Origin of the sequence: Tunturiibacter psychrotolerans, from assembly GCF_051013365.1 — a bacterium.
In the GTDB taxonomy this organism is placed as follows: Bacteria; Acidobacteriota; Terriglobia; order Terriglobales; family Acidobacteriaceae; genus Edaphobacter; species Edaphobacter psychrotolerans_A.
The window spans coordinates 5,389,000-5,407,782 of the sequence record NZ_CP132941.1; the positions used below are offsets into that span (position 1 = coordinate 5,389,000).

Below are 18,783 nucleotides of genomic sequence, written 5' to 3' on the forward strand. Positions count from 1 at the left end.
GCCTGGAGTCGAAGGGCTTGTTGAAGTTTTTTAGATTTCGAAATCAGAGTGCTTAAAGAGATCGGGGCCAGAACAGTGTTCTGGCCCCGCGGTTTACTTCTTTGCGGTTAGAACTCCACTCGGAAGGTGAGTTGGAGGGCACGTGGGCTATTGGCTGTCGACCCAACGGTACCGAAGCCGGCGTCGTGGGGATTGTTATCAGGAGTATTGAAGACGTGTCGGTTGAAGGCGTTGAAGGCTTCGGCACGGAACTGGAAAGCTACGCGCTCGGTGATGAAAGTCCGCTTGATCAAGCCGAAGTCTTCTTCGAGATAGCCGAAGGCGCGGTCGTCGGCCTCATATGCAGGTTTGTCGCCGAAGGCATAGGAGGTTGTTCTTGTGATGTTGGCGTTGGGATCGCTAACGCCAGCGGGGTTGTACCAGAGGTTCGATCCGGCGACTGCAGGATTGAACGATCCGTTCCTTCTGGCAGTGGAACGCAGGCTCTGCCCAGGCACGAAGTTGTAGCGTATGCAGTTGTCGTATCCGGGAATAGCAGTTGCGCAGCCGAAGCTCAGGGGCTGGCCACTTTGGTATCTCTGGATGCCACTGACCGACCATCCGCCGACGAGGTAGTTGAGGGCGCGGCCTTGGCTCAGGAAGGACTTGTTCTTGCCAAAGGGCAGGTCATAGATGTAGCTGACGACGAAGATCTGCGGCGTGTCCTGCGGGGAGACGGCTTTCTCTGCTTTAAGGTTGAGAGGGTTCTGGATGCTGGCGGTGTAGGCGCCGCCGAGGCTGCCACCGATGATGTTGCCGGTATCGGTGAGGATCTTGGACCAGGTGTAGGAGGCTAGGAGGTTGAGCCCGTTGTGGTAGCGGCGCTCGAGCTTGGCCGTCAGCGCGTTGTAGGACAACTGGCCGTGGTTTTCGCCATAAGCACCGGTATTGACCGTGTGGTATTGGGGGAAGGGGCGGAGTGCCTGCGCGACGGTTCCCTGGAAGCCATCGTAGGGAGCGGTGACTCCGTCGACCGGGGCACCGGAGCCCGTGAAGGGATCGCTGAGCTGGGAGCCGAGGGTGAAGTTTTGCTGAGGGAGATTGTTGAGGTAGAGCAGGTTGGAGCCGAGGTGAACGCCCCGCTCACCGAGGTAGCCGAGGGTAAGAATCAGGTCGGTCGCGAACTGCTGTTGAACAGTGGCGGTCCAGGTCTGATCGTAGCCGGGTTTGCCGAAGTCGCGCTGGGTGTAGTTGACATTCTGGCCGTTCAGCTGACTGCGGTCAAAGCTGGGGTTGGTGGGTATGTTTGGAACACCGTAGGCTCCGGGGTTGGCGATGCCGGGAGTGACGAGCGAGCCGGGATCGAGCAGTTCGCCGGCGGTGAAGGGGTTCGCGTTGTTGTTGATCTGGCTGATGGAGGAGTAGCCAGCAGGCACTCCACCGTAGATCTGCTGCCATTGGAGGATGGGAGCATTGAGGCCGCTGTAAGCGGCGGAGAAGACTGTCTGGTGATTGAGCGAACTCGGTGCCCAGGTAACGCCTACGCGCGGCTCGATGTTCTTGTAGTAGACGTTGGAGTAGCGGGAGCTGAAGCCGTCCTTTCCTGCGCCGTCGCCTGCGAACTCCAAAGCTCCTGGGGTGTTGGTGCCTTGCGCGCCGGTGTTGATGATGTTGGGGTTGAACTGGGACCCGAAGTTGTGGAGCTCCTTGAACGGAAGATCGACGTCGTAGCGAAGTCCGAGGGACAGGTTGAGATCCTTGTTGAGTTTGAACTCATCCTGAATGTAGAGCGCGCTGTATTGGCCAACGTTCCGGATGGTGACGAAATTCTGCTTGACCGTGGCCTGAGCGACCTGCCCGAGGAGGAAGCTGGCGAAGCCGTCTCCGCTGTTTGCGGTGGTGGTGGCGGTTCCGGCTGTCTGTGCCCGGCCGAAGACAGTGCTACCGCTATCCACGCTGACGAAGCTGGAGATGGAGACCGCGTAACGGTACTCGCCTCCGACGGTGAGGTTGTGACGGCCCTTGGTCAAGGAGATGGCGTCGCTGATGTAGTAAGAGTTGTCGGAGATCTTTGAGTTGAATCCGTTGTTGTTCGGATCAACGTAATCGCCGAAGTTTACCCGACTGCTTTCATTGTTGTTAGGACCATTGATGAGAATGCCGGGAAAGTAGAACCCGCTGCCGCCTGGAAGTCCGACAAGTTGAGAGTAGTCTTTGCCCTGCGATGGCGTGATGAAGCCTTCCTTGTTGAGTACGCGCGTGAAGGCGATCAAGGCGTGGTTCAGCAGGGTTGGCGAAAAGATGTGATCGTACCCGACGCGGACCAGGTGGGTTGGGAGATCCTGGGAGGTGAGAAACGAGGTGACCGGGAGCTGGAATTGAGGAAGATTGTTGTTGTTCCGGACGTTGTCGCGGACGTTGTACGAGACGAACACTCTGTTGTTCTGCCCGAAAGCCTGATCGATGCGGATGGATTCGACAGTGCTGACAATCGGATAGGTTCCGGCAAAGGTGAAGTTATTGGTGAGCGCATTGGACGCCTGCGGAATGTAGCCCACGATGGCTTGGGCTACAGGGCTAATTGGAGAGTTGATGATGTTGTTGGGATAGGCGGTGCGACACTGCTGACCGTTAACGGTCTGGGTGGTCGCGGGGTTAAAGACCTGGCCTGCGCGGATCGCAGTTCCGTCGCAGGGGTTGATGATCTGGTTGTTATTTGAGTCGAGAATCGGTGCGCCGATGTTGGCCGAGAAGTCGCCCTTTAGGTTCGCTGGCGTTGGCAAAGTGATGAGGTTGGAGTAGCCCTGGGTCTGACGAAACTGCTCCCAGGCGAAGAAGAAGAAGGTCTTGTCCTTGCCGTTGTAGAGGTGCGGGATGCGAACGGGTCCCCCCAGGGCGACGCCGTAGTCATTTTTGTTGTCGGGCGGGGTGCCGTTGCTGGAGGTGGGGCCGTTGATGCCGCGATCGAGATTGTTGAACCAGGTGTTGGCATCAAGATCTGTGTTGCGATAGATCTCGAAGGCTGTGCCGTGATAGTCGTTGGTGCCGGACTTGGAGGCGTAGCTCTGGATACCGCCGGTGGTTCGACCATATTGGGCCGGGATGCCGCCGATCAGGACCTTGAACTCACCGGTCGCTTCGACAGAGGGAAGGATTTCGTTGGCGAATCCGTCGCCGAAGCTTTCGACCTGAAGGCTGGCTCCGTCGAAGAGGATTTCGCTGCCGAAGGCCTGGCCACCGGAGACGCCGCCCTCAAAGGTACCGCCGCTGGTTCCAGTGCCGTAGGTCGCGGGAGTGAGGAAGACGAAGTCCTGCGAATTCCGGATGGCAGAACCATTTGTAGATAGTGGAAGATCAAGCACTTGCTTGGGCGAGACGACCGTTCCGACGTCGGCGCTCTCAGTCTGAACCTGAGGGGCGTCGACGTTGACCGTAACTGTTTCGGTTTCGGAACCGATGGAGAGAGTCACATCGAGCGTGGTGACGGACTGGATCTGCACGACTACGTTCGTCCTGTCGACCTTTCGAAAGCCGCGCGCGGCTATGCTGACGGTGTAGCTGCCGATTTGAAGGGACGGGAAGTGGTAGTCACCGGCGGAACTGCTGACGGTTGTTTGCGCCTGGCCTGTGGCGACGTTGAGCGCGACGACAGCAGCTCCGGCGACGGTCGCTCCGCTAGCGTCTGTGACAAGTCCTGAGATCGCTCCTTGGTTGGACTGCGCGTTGGCATAGTTGCTGAAGGGCAGGAGAAGTGTGATCAACAATCCGAGGAGAGAGGCGTGTTTCATGGGAATTCGCATTGATAGACCTCCAGAATGTGGGCGCCCTTCGTGAAGAGGATTGATGGAGCCCGTGCTAAGCGATTCAGTAGCCGGTCCTTGGCTTTTAAAGCTTCGGTGTTGGCAAACTATTTGCGTTCAAGTAAACGATTCAAGTAAACGATTACTCAAACATTTTCAACGCGACGATCCTATTCGGTCGTTATTGAAAATGTCAATCAAAAGTATTAGTTTCTTGGGCGCATTGCCCAGGATTACCTACTTTGGTCCTCTATTTGAGGGCCGAAGGGTTAAATTCAACCTCAAAGAGGAGCTCTAGAGTTCATGAGTAGTCGCGAAGCTGTGTAGAATTTGCATGCTACTCCGCGAGTTCCAGGACAGTCTAAGAAAATGTTTACACTGAATAACTTCAAAACGGGCATGATGCGAGCAAACGGCACTTCAACTGCATTTCGGAGCGGGCGAGTAAGGCCTTCGCTACTCTTATTGGTTGTTTGTGTTGTTGGGCCGCTCACGGTTCCGTTAATGGGTTTGTCGTCGTCTCCGCTTAAGAGTTTGAGCGGGTTGAGTGGTGTGTTAGTTTTTGCCCTTCCGTGTGTTGATCAGACGGTTTCAAGTCGCGGAACGGAACTCGCTGACGAAGGTCCGTTACGGAGCGCGAAGGAGGACATGCACCGTTCTGACTTTGCAGCCGCAGAGAAAATCCTGCGGGAGTTTGTACAACGGGCACCACATTCTGCGGAAGGTCTGTATCTACTTGGGGAGGTCCTGATGCGAAGAGATCAACCAAAGGAATCGCTACGCATCTTCACGCAAGCGGCTGCTGAACGCCGTCCTACGGGCAAAGAACTGCGTCTCGTCGGTCTTGACTATATTCTCCTGGAGGATTACGTCGATGCTGTCCGTTGGCTGAAGCGTGCAGCCGAGCTTTCTCCGAACGATGCAGAAACCTGGTACAGCCTGGGACGCGCACAGTACAGCAAAGGCGACTATAGCAGTGCGGAGTCTTCGTTTCGGCAAGCACTTGCTTTCGACAGCGGTAGCGTGAAGATAGAGAACAACCTGGGACTGGCGCTTGCGGCTCAGAATCAGCCGGAGAAAGCGATGGAAGCGTATCGCAGGGCTGTTGGATTGCAGGAAAACACAGCGTCACAGAGTGAGCAACCGCTGTTGAACCTCGGACTGCTGCTGATCGACCATAACCAACCTCAGGAAGCTGCTGAGGAGTTGATTCGGGCCACCGTAATTTCGCCAGCTTGTGCGCAGTGCCAGGAGGCGTTGGGGCAAGCCTTGCTGGCTCTGAAGCGGTTACCCGAAGCGGAAAAAGCGATGGAGAAGGCCGTAGAGCTGGAACCGACAAACCCGCGGTTTCACTATGTGCTGGGGCGGGCGTACAAGCAGAGCGGTGAAATGGAAAAGAGCCGGAACGAACTGCGACGGAGTGCGGAACTTTACGGATCACACTCAACGCCTACCAAATGAAGGTCGGATACTAAGGCTTGGATTCGGGAGTCCTGTAACTCCCGCTTATCCGAAACCAGCAGGGACAGCTACGAACAAACCGCAGCCGAGGGTCTGATGCACTGCGGAATGTGGGCGTCGATTGGCAGCTTTCAACCTTCGGTTTATTTCAGGGCGTCAATTCGGTTGGTCACGCCGTCACTCAAAGGAGATCTTATAAGCGTAGGCGTACCTGCCTGGGTTGATGGAAGGAGTCTGGATATGCAAACCGTCAGGTTTCTGAGTGAATGACAATTTACTGTCATACCCCAAAAGACTTACGCTGCGGACACTCCTCGCGCCAGTTTTGCCGCTGCCGAGGGCTTGTATCACAGCCTCTCCGTTTGCGGGCCATTCCATTTCAATCGCGTAGAGGGTAGCTCCCTTTGTGGTGAAGCGAAAATCCTGCGGGGTATAGGGAACGGTGTCTGTGTCGTGGAACGAGCCTTCCTTTACTTTTGTTGGACCTTCTCCGAAGACAGACCAGGGGCGAGTCCCGTAGATAGCGTCGCCGTTTACTTTTAGCCAACTCCCTACACCCAGCAGGATCTGCTGCACTTCATCCGGGATCGTACCATCGGAGCGTGGGCCAATATTCATCAGTAAATTACCGTTCTTACTAACGACGTCGGTGAGCTGGTGAATGATGAAGGAGGGAGTTTTGAAGGTGTCACTCTCTATATAGCCCCATGATTTGTTGCTTACGGAGGTATCAGTTTGCCAAGTGACTGGCAGAATTGAGGAGGTCTGGCCGCGCTCGATATCGAGAACCGCGGAGTGCGCTTCCATATCGACGAGCTTGTAGTTGATGATGCCGACGGCACCGTGCTTCAAGGACTCGTTGTAGTAATAGGCGGCAAACTGCGCGAGATACGGACGTACCGATGGCTGTCCGATCCACCAATCGAAGTAGATCAAATCAGGCTTATACTTCTGCACAATTTCAGCATTGCGTGCTACCCAGTCTCTGGCATAAGCGGGACTGACGTATGTCCAGTCTTCTGCCAATACGTCGTGGTTGGCATCGATTCTGGGATGGGCTGGACCGTAGAAATCTGCATACTTGGGATCGTTAACGTCAGAGTCTTGGTTGCGTCCTCCGTCGAGGAACCAATCGTGTTCGATACGATGTGACGAGGCGCCGAGATGAAGGCCTTCTGCGCGTATCGCTGCCGCGAGTTCTCCATCCACATCGCGATGGGGGCCCATTTTCTTCGCAGTCCAGTCAGAGAGATCGCTGTCGTACATGGCAAAGCCATCGTGGTGTTCGAAGACGGGCACGACGTAACGTGCGCCAGATTCTTTGAAGAGTTTTGCCCATGCCTGGGGGTCGAATTTTTCGGCCTTGAACATGGGGATAAAGTCCTTGTAGCCAAAACTGGTCAACGGGCCGTATGTTGCGAGGTGGTGTTTATTGATCTCGGATCCTTTGAGGTACATCTCCCGGGGATACCATTCACTGCCGAATGCCGGAACCGAGTAGACGCCCCAGTGGATGAAGATGCCGAACTTTGCGTCCTTGTACCATTCGGGCACTTCATAGTTTGAGAAGGACTGCCAGTCGGGCTGGAAGGGGCCGGCGGCGGATACTCTTTGAACGGTTGCAAGAATGTCATCGCGCTGTTTGTCGTATCTGGAGCTGGCCTTCTGCCATGCTTCGTCGATTGCCATTGCGCTTTGACGTTCGGTAGGACGATCCGCCTGAGGAGCTTGAGCGTGCAGTGGCGGACAGACTGAGCTCAGAGCGAGAAGGCATGGTGCGACCAGTAGGGATGTTGCGTGAAACGGGGTAGGGGAGTCTCGGTTCATTCCTGACTTTCGAATTCGAATCATTTGTTCCACCGTCTATCTGGCACTGATTTACTATAACGTTTACTATAACGATAAAATGTGACCTTGCTCTGCACGTCACTCAGAAATCTGAGAAGCATTCTAAACGGCACCACACAATTCTGAAATCTTACTGCGCTGTCTTCGAAGACTCTTTGACTACGATCCGAGGCTTGAGCTGTCGACTTTTGAAAGGGTCTGTGAATGCGTTACCGGAAGCTTGGCCTGACTGAATTGAATGTCTCTCTATTAGGCTTTGGGGCATCCCCTCTTGGCGATGTATTTTCGCCGACGGATCCAGAGGAGGGGACACGAGCTGTCCACCACGCTCTCGATCAAGGTGTGAACTTGTTTGATGTCTCTCCTTACTATGGCGTTACTTTGGCGGAAGAACGTCTTGGGGTTGCTCTTGCGGGGAGGCGCGACTCCGTTATTCTCGCTACGAAATGCGGCCGCTATGGCGTGGATTTATTTGATTTTTCCGCAAGAGGCGTCGCCGGCGGTCTGGAGGACTCACTGCGCCGACTCCGCACGGACTACGTTGACCTACTGCAGGTGCATGACATAGAGTTTGGCGACACGGAGCAAATTATTCACGAAACTCTTCCGGCGTTGAAGCATTTACAGAAACAGGGAAAGACTCGTTACATCGGTATCACAGGATATTCCCTGAAGACGTTGCTTCACGTGGCTGCTGCAGTGCCTGTAGACGCTATGTTGAGCTATTGCCGCTATAACCTGCTGGTCACGGATATGGACGAAGCTCTGGTTCCGTTCGCCCGCCAACACGAAATCGGCCTGATTAACGCGTCTCCGCTGCACATGGGAATGCTCACAGAGAACGGAGCGCCCGAGTGGCATCCCGCTGAGCCCGCAGTGCATGCAGCAAGTCGACGAGCGGAGGCAGTTTGCAGAGCGCATGGTGTGAGTTTGCCGGAGGTTGCGCTTCGTTTTTGTCTTGCCCATCTTTATGTATCGAGCACACTAGTCGGTATGGCTACACGGCAGCAGGTAGATGAGAATTTGAGAGCACTCAAAGATGTAGACGATGAGGAGTTGATCGCCGAGATACAAGCGGTCATTGTGCGAGACCAAAACGTGGTGTGGACCTCCGGCCGGGAAGAAAATTATGGTTGATCGGAGTCAGGACCAGCTGGGAAACGCTGAAGGTCGCACGAGGAGACGCATCGATGCTCATCACCACTTCTGGCGCTACTCGTCCGAAGAATATGGATGGATTGACGATTCGATGGGCGTGCTACGACGCGACTTTCTTCCGGAGGAGTTGGCTTTCGAGTTGAAAAACACGGGTACAGATGGTGTGGTGAGCGTACAAGCACGACAGAGCCTCGAGGAAACACGTTGGCTGCTGGAACTCGCGGAGGCACAAACGGATGCAGAACGCTGGATCTTAGGCGTGGTTGGTTGGGCGCCTCTTGCTAGTTCTAAATTTCCAGCAGTATTGGAGGAGCTTCGCCGGCATCGATTGCTGAAGGGGCTTCGCCATGTTCTGCAGGCCGAGCCGGACGATTACATGTTGCGTGCTGACTTCAATGAAGGAATTGCCGCCGTCGGGAGAGCAGGTCTCGTGTATGACGTTCTGGTGGTGAACCACATGCTGCCGCGGGTGATTGAAATGGTGGATCGTCATCCTAATCAGATTTTTGTACTGGATCATATGGCAAAGCCCCTTATTGCAACAGGTGCTCTGAAGCCCTGGAGCAACCAGATGCGTGAACTGGCGAAACGGGAGCACGTCTACTGTAAGGTCTCCGGCTTGGTGACTGAGGCGGCCTGGCAAACATGGACTACGGATGATTTGAGACCGTATTTCGATATAGGCCTGGAAGCGTTCGGCCCACAGCGTTTGCTGGCTGGTTCCGATTGGCCTGTGTGCACGGTGGCCTCAAGTTATGAGCGTTGGTTTGCAACACTGGACCTGCTCCTTTCGGCGCTTACCGCTTCGGAGAAGGACCTCATCTTTGGAGTGGTCGCAGCAAACGTTTATCAGCTAGGCGCGAGACTGGATTCTTATCCGAAAAACTGAGAGATGGACTTCGAGTTAGGGGATTGCTATGCAGGCATTGGTATTGAAGGGCCCGGGAGAGGTGGCGATTGAAGACGTGCCGCGTGTGGTATGCCTGAAAGGTGAGGTTCTGTTGCAAGTGAGGAGAGTGGGCCTGTGTGGCAGCGATCTGAACAGTTACCGCGGCAAGAATCCGATGGTTTCATTTCCTCGCGTTGTTGGACATGAGGTCGCGGCTACGGTGTTGGAGGATACGCCGGGACATCCTGCCCTGTCCGCAGGGACGAACGTCGCTGTTTCGCCTTATACAAGCTGCGGGCAATGCGCGTCCTGCAAACGCGGCCGGCCAAACGCATGCCAGTTCAACCAGACGCTTGGGGTTCAGCGGGATGGTGCTTTGACGGAGTACATCGCACTGCCGCCGGAGAAGTTGTACCCGGCAAACCTTTCGTTGAACGAGCTTTGCCTGGTTGAGCCGCTGACTGTTGGCTTCCACGCGGTTGCACGCGGGCGTGTTACTGCGACCGATACTGTGGCAATCATTGGTTGTGGTGGCGTGGGTTTGGGTGCCGTGGCTGCTTCCGGCTCGAGGGGCGCGAGAACCATTGCGATTGATGTCGACGATGAAAAGTTGAATATCGCGCGGAAGGCTGGCGCGACGGACGCGATCAACACCAAACGTGAGGGGTTGCATGAACGTCTGGCAGAGATGACTGGCGGACGCGGTCCCGATGTTGTGATCGAGGCAATTGGCCTTCCGGACACGTTTCGTGCAGCAGTGGAAGAGGTAGCGTTTACGGGACGCGTTGTTTACATCGGCTACGCGAAGGAGCCTGTCGCCTACGAGACGAAGCTCTTCGTACAAAAAGAACTGGATATCCTCGGCTCGAGGAATGCTCTTCCGGAAGACTTTCGCGCTGTCATTCGGATGCTGGAGCAGGGTCGCTTTCCTGTAGATGAAGCGGTTAGTATCGTTGTTCCCCTGGCGGAGGCGGCGGCAGCGCTTGCTGAATGGAGCAGCGATCCTTCTTGCTTCTCGAAGATTATGATTCGTCTCGACTAACCTTATCCTTACCCAGCGAGAACACACCTATGCTCCCTGTTCCTACTCACTCCGTTGAACAGTCCGCCGCAAGGCAGAGGCTGGATCCTTCGTCGCGCAAGACACTCATCAGAGAGGGCAGTACTGTTCCTTTTGTTTTGGTGACATCTCTGTTTTTCCTGTGGGGTATTCCGAACAACCTGAACGACATTTTGATCCGTCAATTCATGAAGTCCTTTACGATTACCCGGTTCGAAGCTGGACTCGTGCAATCGGCTTTCTACATGGGGTATTTCCTGCTGGCGATGCCCGCGGCCATGTTGATGCGAAAGGCGGGGTACAAGATAGGGATGATCGTCGGGCTTCTGCTCTTTGGTCTCGGAACCTTTCTCTTCTGGCCGGCAGCGCTCGCGGGGCGGTACTCGTTTTTTTTGGCTGCACTGTTTGTGATCGCGAGCGGGCTCGCTTTTCTGGAGACAGCTTCGAATCCCTTTATTGCTCAGTTAGGCCCTTCTGAAAGCTCTGAGCAGCGGCTTAATTTAGCCCAGGCGTTCAACCCTCTTGGCGCGATCACCGGCGTGCTTATCGGCACTATCTTTATCTTCTCCGGGATGGAGTTGTCTCCGACGGCAATTGCTTCAAGCAAGGCGCAACACACTTATGAGATTTACTTGCGTTATGAGACCTTGCGCGTCGTCAAGCCTTACCTGGCACTAGGTGGGATTGCAATCGTTCTAGCCGTGATTCTGATGTGTACTAAATTCCCAATAATTTCAAACGAGGACGCCATGGAGATCTCGGAGGGGAACAATGGGCGGATCTCTGACTTGTTGGGCAATCCGCGTTTCCTGATGGCGGTCGCGGCTCAATTCATGTATGTGGGCGCTCAGGTCGGAACCTGGAGCTACTTTATTCAATATGTACAAACTTATGCGCATCAGACCGAGAAGCTTGCCGGGCTCTTTCTGACTGGCACACTTGTCGCGTTTGCCCTGGGAAGGTTTGGGTCTGCTTGGCTGATGCGAAGGATCGCGCCACAGAAGCTCATGGGCTACTACAGCCTGGTCAATGTTGCACTTGTTGCTATTGCGATATTCTTCCCGGGATGGGTTGGTTTGTTTGCCATGTTCTTCACCAGCTTCTTTATGTCGATCATGTTTCCCACCATCTTTGCGTTGGGGTTGAAGGGGCTTGGTCCGAATACCAAGATCGGTGGCTCTTTACTGGTAATGGCGATTGTTGGTGGCGCTGTGTTGACCCCACTGATGGGTTTGATCTCCGAGTGGCGCCATAGCATTGCGCTGGCATATCTCGTTCCGCTGGTATCGTATCTATGCGTGGCGGCGTTCTCGTTCTCAGCTGCAGTGGCGAAGTCCGGAGAGCCTGAGTTCGTCCGAAGCTGAACAACAGGCGTTTAGTCTTTCGCGGCGCGGCGCGGAGCACGAGCAGTGGACGCGCGCTCTACTAGATGGGGTTCAAGCACTACACTCTTCGGCCGCGGCGTTACCTTAGACTCGACAATACTGAGTATCAACTTTCCCGCACGCTCGCCTATTAGGGAGCTCTGCTGGTCTATGCTCGAAAGTGGCACCCGCAATAGGTCAGAGTAATGCAGATTGCCACATCCGATGATGGCGATGTCTTGAGGTATGCGAAGCCCTGCGGCGAGTATTGCTTCCATCGCTCCAATGGCCATGGGGTCGTTGTAGCAGAAGACGCCATCAGGCTTTGGATGGATCGCCAAAAGACGCTGCATGGCCGAGTTCCCCTGAAGCCTGCTTTCGATGTCCACAGTCTCTCGTAGGATGACGTACTTGTCGGAGAACTTCAGACCGCCGCGCTCCAACGCACGCTTGTATCCTTCCAGGCGTTTCGCGCCCGTGCTGTTCTCCCGCCCGCGAATATGCGCGATGCGTTTACAGCCGCGGTTGATGAGATGCGTGGTTGCGAGATCTCCCGCTGCGATATCGTCTGTACCTACGAAGTTTGCAGACAGTCCGGTAAATTTGCGATCGATCAGAACATAAGCTTGTTGCTGCTCGTCCAGTCTCTGAAGAAGCGCGGACGATTGGGTCGATGCGGCAATGATGAGGCCATCAGGACCTCGCGCCACCATGTGTTCGATCTCCTGTTCTTCGAGTTCGGGATCCTCCTCTGACGATGCGATGATCAACGAGTACCCACGCATACGGATGACACGGGCCAGAGACTTTGCGACCTCCGCGAAAAAAGGATGGAGGAGGTCTGGGACGACAAGACCTATAAGGTAACTGCGCCCAGTCACCAGGCTGCGGGCTGAGACATTTGGCCGATAATGAAGCTCTTTTACCCGCTGCAAGACCCGTTGACGGGTTTCATCCCCGATATCCGGATGATCGCGGAGGACCTTTGAGATCGTGACGACGGAGAGGCCGAGATCTGCGGCAATGTCTTTCATCCTTACAGGCATAACGAGCAATATACAAGATGGGAGCGCGTCATGAATCCGAAGGCTGCAATGCCAGATTGCTTAGATTCAGTTCAGAAAGCTTCTTACAGAGTGCCCGCGGTGCGATGCCCATTTCATTTATTCTCGCTGGCTGGGCGCTTGAGGCAGGGCTCGCTGCCGTCTTCCATCTCGGCGAGTGAATGACGTGCCTGACTTAAACCGGGGCTGTAGGTGAGCACAGTTTTAAGGGTCGATTCAGCGGCCTCTTTCTGCCCTAGCATGCATTGGGCCTTGGCGAGGTTCTGGCCAAGCTCGGGGATGTCTGCGTTCTGACGGAAGGTCTGTTGCCATAGAGTCGCCGCTGCTTCGAGATCACCTGACTTTGCCAGAAGAGTTCCTAGATTTGTGCCAGCCGCCAGGTTCTCCGGGGTCTTCTTCAGGACTGCCAAATAATAGTTTTTTGCGTGACTGTCGTCCCCATTCAACTCAGCTGTAATTCCAAGCGCCCTGAGCACAGCGAGATCATCGGGATCGGATCGCTCGGCAGCGATGAGCATCTGCCACGCCCTTGGCCGTTCGGCGGTGAGCCCTTTGACAACCACCAGGTTGTAGTAAGCCAAAGCGAGATCGCGCTGGCTGCTCTTCTCGGTCAGGATTGGGATTAACTCTCGCGCATGATTGGGGACTGCTGCAAGATCGGGTTGGTTGGGATGCTGGCGGATGCGGTGGTCGGTCCATGCGACATGGGGAATGTTCTGTGCCCCGGTTCGGGGCATATGACAACTGGTGCAGTCAGGGCTCGAACTGTAGTGCTGGGTCTTGTATTTGATCTGCGCGTGACATGCGAGGCATTTCGTGCGGAAGAAATCTACTCGTTCTTCGGCCGCTGGCGAGATGTGAGGGTCATGACAATTCATGCACGACATGCCAGGGCCGCTGGCAATCTTGCACCTACTGGAGTTGAACTGCTCGATCTCGCTGACAGCGCGGCGAGTGGTGTTCTCCCCGATGTAGATGAAGTACGACATGAAATCGTTGAGGTCATCGCCTGGCTTGAAGTCGAGTACAGAGCGATCGCGGTGTTCAACGCTGGTGTCGCCTTCGAGATGACAGACGCTACAGGTGCTGTCTCTCTTCTGCGGGGATAGTTTCATGGGGTTTACGACCGGTGTTCGTCCTCGGGATGCGAGATGTTGACGGCTGTCACCATGGCAACTCTCACAGCTAATGCCGGCGTGTTCAAAGGGTAGCCCCGTGTAGAGATTATCAGTGCCGTTCACTTGCTTCCGCACACTGCTCATGTGACAGCGGAGACAACTTGGGTTAAGCGTGAGTGCCGGGGGAAGTTCACGACTCCGCTGAAAGCCGGGCTTCATGGCGTAGCCCCGCAGCGCTGAGTAATAAGCTATGGGGGATTCCAACAGATAGCCGGACTTCGAGTAGAGATAGGTTAATCCGAGGTGGCCGGAGCCTAGGAAGTACTGCAACCGTTCGCTAATTTGGATTGGAGGTGTGGTAGGAAGGGTATAAGCAAGTGTTGCTTGCCCAGACTGATCGGTGATTGCATATACGACGCCTGACGGATCGTGCCGAAACGAGCCAGGGTAGAGTCTTTCGTTGGCAAGGCCACTCGCGTTTGCCATGGGCGTCTTGAGATAGCTCTCAAAGATTTGGCGGTGGCAATGCCCACAAGGAGCATCGGCTTCGCGGACGTCGTTTGCGACTCTATCCTGCGCAGTCCCGCTCAGGGTGAAGATACCGATCGCTAGGAGCGGCAAAATCCGCTTCAGACGAGATGACGGGAACCTTAATTGGTGAGGAGCGATCACGCGTCTAGTTATCCGCTAATCCAACGGGCAAATCAAAGTCAACGAAAAGAGGACCGTTCTCAACTGAATGGAGCGAAAGACTGCGTTCGTGGCGAGCGAGCTAAGGTTTTTGGTGATCCTGATCCCAGGATGTCCTGCTGCCAGTTGACGACCGTTAGCTTCGTTGAAGGTCATGTTCCTCTCACTCAGTGAGACGTTATCTTTGGCTTCTACAGAACCACCCTTGTGGTCAGCGGTTATTACCTTACAGAAAACGATATAGTAGACACCACTTTACGCTGCTGAAATGTGGGCCAGAACAGTGAATTCTCAGGTTTAAGAGGTACGAAACTGTTTCATCGTTTTGCAGGCGTCCCTGCAGGCTCATCGATCTTGAGAATTTGATCCGCGGGGATGTCGTTGAGGGTCTGTACAATTCCGCTCGGCCAATGAATTTCGATTGTCTTTACAGTTGTGTCTGAACCTAAGCCGAAGTGAGCTCTCCGATCACTGGAGGAGAGATAGCTTCCGGCTGTAGAAACGATGTTGTATTGAGGGCCAAGCGAGGTAGTAATCTTGATCTCTGCCCCAATCCCGTCGCGGTTGCTGCGGTGACCTACCAGGGTCAAAGTGATCCAGTGATTCGAAGTTGGAGTTTCGTTGCGCAGCAGATAAGCAGGACCGTCATTGGTCGTGACAACAGCATCGATTCGACCGTCGTTGTCGATGTCCCCTACGGCCAGCCCTCGGCCAGCCCAAGCTTGATGGAACACGTCTCCAGATTGACTTGAAACATCAACAAAGCGTTTGCCAGTATTGTGGGCCAGCAACATCGGTTCTTTATAGCGAAGTTGAGGATAGTTGAGTTGGATCGTGTCAAGATCGTGGCCTTGCGCGACTAGCAGATCCTTTCGCCCATCGTTGTCGTAGTCGAGGAAGTGTATGCCCCAACCTGAATGCAACAGGGTCATGCCGCCAATCCCCGTCATGTAACTGTCGTAAGTAAAGCTGCCGTCTCCGTTATTGCTGTACAGGGCATATTTTTGGTTAGCAAGGTTGGTGATTACCAGATCAGGTAGACCGTCTCCGTTGAAATCCTGGAAGTCGATACCCATGCCGGCGTATGTTCGGCCTTCGCCATCAACGGCAATCTCTGCTGGCAAGCCGACTTCCTCAAATGTTCCATTACCCTTATTTCGGTAGAGGAACTCCAGCATGGAATCATTCGCTACTGCGAGGTCAATCTTTCCATCCCTGTCGAAATCACCGATGGCGATACCCAGTCCCTTGCCAGGCTTGTCGAGCCCCATCTTTGCCGAAACTTCACTGAATTTTCCGTCCCCGTCGTTGTGGTAGACCAGCGCAGAGATCGCGGGGAAGATATCGGGATGGCAGTACGATCGATAGCCCTCCCGGTGCTCTCCGCACCAGACTTCGTCAAAGTCCCACTTAACATAGCGGAGGACAACGAGATCCAGAAGGCCATCATTATCGAGATCAACCCAGGCAGCCGAGGTTGACCATCCGCCGCCACCTGTACTGGATCTTTCGGTGACATCGGTGAAGGTGCCATTCCCGTTGTTGTGATAGAGACGGTTTCCACCGTAGCCTGTAACGTACAGGTCTTCATATCCGTCGTTATCGTAGTCGCCAACGGCTACGCCCATCCCATAGCCAATTCCCTGGAGGCCAGCCTTCTCTGTAACATCTTCAAAGGTTCCATCCTTTTTCTGATGAAAGAGTCGATTCCAGTACTTCGAATCGGTCTTCTGCGGAATGGTGCCCTTCGGCGTTGGACTGGACAGGGGTGCGCCATTCACAAAGAAAATATCCAGCAAGCCGTCGTTGTCGTAGTCAAAAAGGGCCACCCCTGACCCCATGGTCTCGATCAGATACTTTGTTGGAGTATGGCTCGCCTGACCGTTGAAGAGAAGATGGCTCTTTGCTGTGATGTCCACAAACGTACCCGGGGACGCAATTGTAGATGCGGGTTCCGAAGACGTCACGTCTTCAGCCGTTTTTGTTTGCGCTGACGCAATCGAGACCAGGATCACGCACAGGAAACAAAGAATCATCAAACTCTTGAACATCAGATCCATTCTCCTTTTTTGCAGAGGAAATGAAGATAACATGCAGGACGATTCGTCATGGCCATGTGAACAGACCGCCTTTGGATCGGCGGTATTACCCTAAAGGGAGCATTTGCAGACCCGCACGCATACCTGCCGGGTGCGGTCGCTGCTCGCGTGTTACGACGTGGTTTTTTTGTGGTGAGATCGTGGTGTTCTGCATGGTAAACCTGGTGTTTTGGCAGCGCTCTTTTTGGCGTCGAAATAAGTGGCAGCCTTCGCAAGTTTATTTGCGGATGAGTGTGAGTAGGGGCGGCGGGTGTTTCCTGAGTGCAGGCTGCTCAGGGCTTGGATCACTCTTGCTTTACCCCTCACCCATTTGCCCATCACTCACCCTCTGATCTTTCCTCCGCGAGTGGCACCTGGTTTATTGCGTGACTAGTTTTACGGGGCTGATTTCGATCCAGGGATCGTCCTGGATGCTTGTGTGGTTGGCTGGGTCTACTTTTTGACGGTGCGATAGCTGGAGGCGTTCTACGTTGGCTAGTCGGACCTTGTCTCCCGGGTGGCGCGTCCTTCGGCAGGATCGCACCAGTAGAGCCACCACATGCCTGGGTAGCCATGGGGAGGCTTGACGCTTCGGCTGGCGGTCAACCGATCCAAAGGAATGTTGAACTGCTGCCACTCTGTTGTCAGATCGAGATTGGTAGTTCAGCCGGTTCCGTCGATCTCTACAAGTGTGAGCCAGGCGAGGAAGTAGATTCCTCTCTCTCTCCTTTTGCGATGAGGCAGTCCATGAGATCGACGTGGTCGTTTTGGATGAGATTGCCTTGTTCGTCGTTGCTCTCCCAGTCTCCCCACGTGGCTAGCCGGACGATGTGCCAACCCATGCGGGCGAAGTGGGCAAGGTCCTGGTCGATGGTTTTGTGGCGGTCTTCGGTGTTTTTGGCGTAGAAGCCGAAGGTCATGTAGTCGTGAGCGGGCATAGGGGAGTAGTTTGTGCCAAGCAGCCTGACTTCGGAGTTGTCGTCGGTCCAGCGGACGACGCCCTGATCGTCGAGCCGCACGGACCGTATGTGGTCTGCCGGTGCGAGGCAGATCCCTGAAGTTGCGGCAAGCGCAAGGAGGAGGAGAGGCTTGGAGAGCAGATTCCAGTTACAGGCAGCGGGAAGGAAGCGACGCATTGTGTTTTTCTCGTCAGGGTTCTGGGTTGTGGAAGAGGGTTGCAAATGAGCCAGACGCATTGTTGTAACGATTTCTAAGCAAGCGGATGGTAGGATTCGGTGGGTTCAGGTGTCATCCTCCTAAAGTCGAACAAATCCTTTCTGTAATGAGGGTTACAGAGGAGAGTTTGCGAAGCAGGTGCGCTTCGACTTTCGTCGGATTCGCGACACGGGCCGAGCGCATAAAGTGAACGTCGCGAAGACTAAGGGGATGCGAGGGCTACGAGTTTGTATACGAGGCGGTGGTTTGTTGCGTGCGGAGGAGCGGCAGCGATGGCAGCGCGGCCGATGAGGTCTTTGTCGGCGAGTGTGCCGATTGGTCTGCAGCTCTATACTGTCGGCGATGAGTTACAAAAGGATGTGACCGGAACGCTAAAGAAACTACGCGCGATTGGATATGCGAGGGTTGAGTCGGCGGGATTCGCGGGATTGGGAGCGAGAGAGTTCCGGGTACGTCTGGATCAGGCTGGACTGACATGCCCGAGCGCACATATGCCGCTGGGCGATGGTGAGCTGGGGCACCTGTTCGACGATGCCCACGCGGTTGGCGCGCATTATGTGGTGAGTTCTGCGCAACTGCCCAAGAGGCTGGACGGGCAGGGGGCGACGGTTGAGGACTACGCGATGATGGCGGAGCGACTGAACGAGATTGGGAGACAGGCGAAGAAGGCAGGATTGCAGTATGCGTATCACAATCACAACTTCGAGTTTAAAAAGCTGCAGGGCGGTCAATCCGGTTATGACATTTTGCTGACGAAGACTAATCCGGAGGCGGTTGCCTTCGAGCTGGACTGCGGGTGGGCGGTGTCGGCAGGCGTGAGTCCGGCTGATCTTTTTGTGCGGAATCCGGGGCGCTTTCGAATGCTGCATGTGAAGGACTTTGTGGCGACGCCTGAGCCGATTTTTTCGCTCGCCAAAGATCAGAGACCGCAGGGTACGGAACTGGGCCGAGGGCATATCGATTACAAGCCGATTCTTGCGGCAGCGGCGAAGGCGGGAATCAAGGACTACTACATTGAGCAGGAGCCGCCGTTTATTTCGATGACGGCGATGGAAGCAGTTGGAGTGGACTATCGTTATCTGCGTGCGATCTAGATCG

The 18,783-nt window shown here is 54.9% G+C and carries 12 protein-coding genes; 6 read left to right on the forward strand and 6 right to left on the reverse strand.

Annotation, left to right across the window (positions count from 1 at the left end; genetic code table 11):
* Positions 1-107: 107 nt before the first annotated feature.
* Positions 108-3,779 (reverse strand): carboxypeptidase regulatory-like domain-containing protein, encoded by a 3,672-nt coding sequence (locus RBB76_RS23020; RefSeq protein WP_429630835.1) that lies wholly within the window; start codon positions 3,777-3,779, stop codon positions 108-110.
* Between the two features lie 648 nt (positions 3,780-4,427).
* Here RBB76_RS23020 and RBB76_RS23025 point away from each other — a divergent pair.
* The gene (locus tag RBB76_RS23025) at positions 4,428-5,240 is read left to right on the forward strand and encodes a tetratricopeptide repeat protein (RefSeq protein ID WP_429630833.1); all 813 of its coding nucleotides are present in this window, start codon (positions 4,428-4,430) and stop codon (positions 5,238-5,240) included.
* A 177-nt stretch (positions 5,241-5,417) separates the two neighbouring features.
* On the opposite strand, the gene RBB76_RS23030 is transcribed toward RBB76_RS23025, so the two are convergent.
* Positions 5,418-6,929: an alpha-L-fucosidase gene (locus RBB76_RS23030; protein WP_429630831.1), complete on the reverse strand. Its 1,512-nt coding sequence runs from the start codon at positions 6,927-6,929 to the stop codon at positions 5,418-5,420.
* 363 nt (positions 6,930-7,292) lie between these two features.
* Here RBB76_RS23030 and RBB76_RS23035 point away from each other — a divergent pair, with 363 nt between their 5' ends.
* The 4 genes from RBB76_RS23035 to fucP are packed head-to-tail and all read left to right on the forward strand — an operon-like array spanning position 7,293 to position 11,559.
* Positions 7,293-8,225: an aldo/keto reductase gene (locus tag RBB76_RS23035; protein WP_429630829.1), complete on the forward strand. Its 933-nt coding sequence runs from the start codon at positions 7,293-7,295 to the stop codon at positions 8,223-8,225.
* The gene (locus RBB76_RS23040; RefSeq protein WP_429630828.1) at positions 8,218-9,135 is read left to right on the forward strand and encodes an amidohydrolase family protein; all 918 of its coding nucleotides are present in this window, start codon (positions 8,218-8,220) and stop codon (positions 9,133-9,135) included. Before RBB76_RS23035 ends, RBB76_RS23040 begins: the two co-directional genes overlap by 8 nt.
* A 28-nt stretch (positions 9,136-9,163) precedes the next feature.
* Entirely contained in the window at positions 9,164-10,177 is a 1,014-nt protein-coding gene (locus RBB76_RS23045) for a zinc-binding alcohol dehydrogenase family protein (RefSeq protein ID WP_429630826.1), read from the forward strand.
* A 29-nt stretch (positions 10,178-10,206) separates the two neighbouring features.
* Positions 10,207-11,559 carry an L-fucose:H+ symporter permease gene (gene fucP / locus RBB76_RS23050; RefSeq protein WP_429630824.1) on the forward strand — a complete coding sequence of 451 codons (1,353 nt, stop codon included), beginning with the start codon at positions 10,207-10,209 and terminating at the stop codon, positions 11,557-11,559.
* Positions 11,560-11,570: 11 nt separating this feature from the next.
* Here the strand turns inward: fucP and RBB76_RS23055 are convergent, their stop codons facing one another.
* The 4 genes from RBB76_RS23055 to RBB76_RS23070 form a co-directional block, all read right to left on the reverse strand.
* Positions 11,571-12,593, reverse strand: coding sequence for a LacI family DNA-binding transcriptional regulator (locus tag RBB76_RS23055; protein ID WP_429630822.1), 1,023 nt, complete (start codon positions 12,591-12,593; stop codon positions 11,571-11,573).
* A 125-nt stretch (positions 12,594-12,718) separates the two neighbouring features.
* The gene (locus RBB76_RS23060) at positions 12,719-14,362 is read right to left on the reverse strand and encodes a multiheme c-type cytochrome (RefSeq protein WP_429630820.1); all 1,644 of its coding nucleotides are present in this window, start codon (positions 14,360-14,362) and stop codon (positions 12,719-12,721) included.
* Between the two features lie 386 nt (positions 14,363-14,748).
* The gene (locus RBB76_RS23065; RefSeq protein ID WP_429630818.1) at positions 14,749-16,482 is read right to left on the reverse strand and encodes a CRTAC1 family protein; all 1,734 of its coding nucleotides are present in this window, start codon (positions 16,480-16,482) and stop codon (positions 14,749-14,751) included.
* Positions 16,483-17,192: 710 nt separating this feature from the next.
* A complete protein-coding gene (locus RBB76_RS23070) occupies positions 17,193-17,645 on the reverse strand; it encodes a hypothetical protein (RefSeq protein ID WP_429630816.1) in 453 nt (150 codons plus the stop codon).
* A 312-nt stretch (positions 17,646-17,957) separates the two neighbouring features.
* On the opposite strand from RBB76_RS23070, the gene RBB76_RS23075 reads away from it, so the two are divergent.
* On the forward strand, positions 17,958-18,779 hold the full coding sequence (locus RBB76_RS23075; protein ID WP_429630814.1) for a sugar phosphate isomerase/epimerase family protein: 822 nt from the start codon (positions 17,958-17,960) through the stop codon (positions 18,777-18,779).
* The last annotated feature ends 4 nt before the right edge of the window (positions 18,780-18,783 follow it).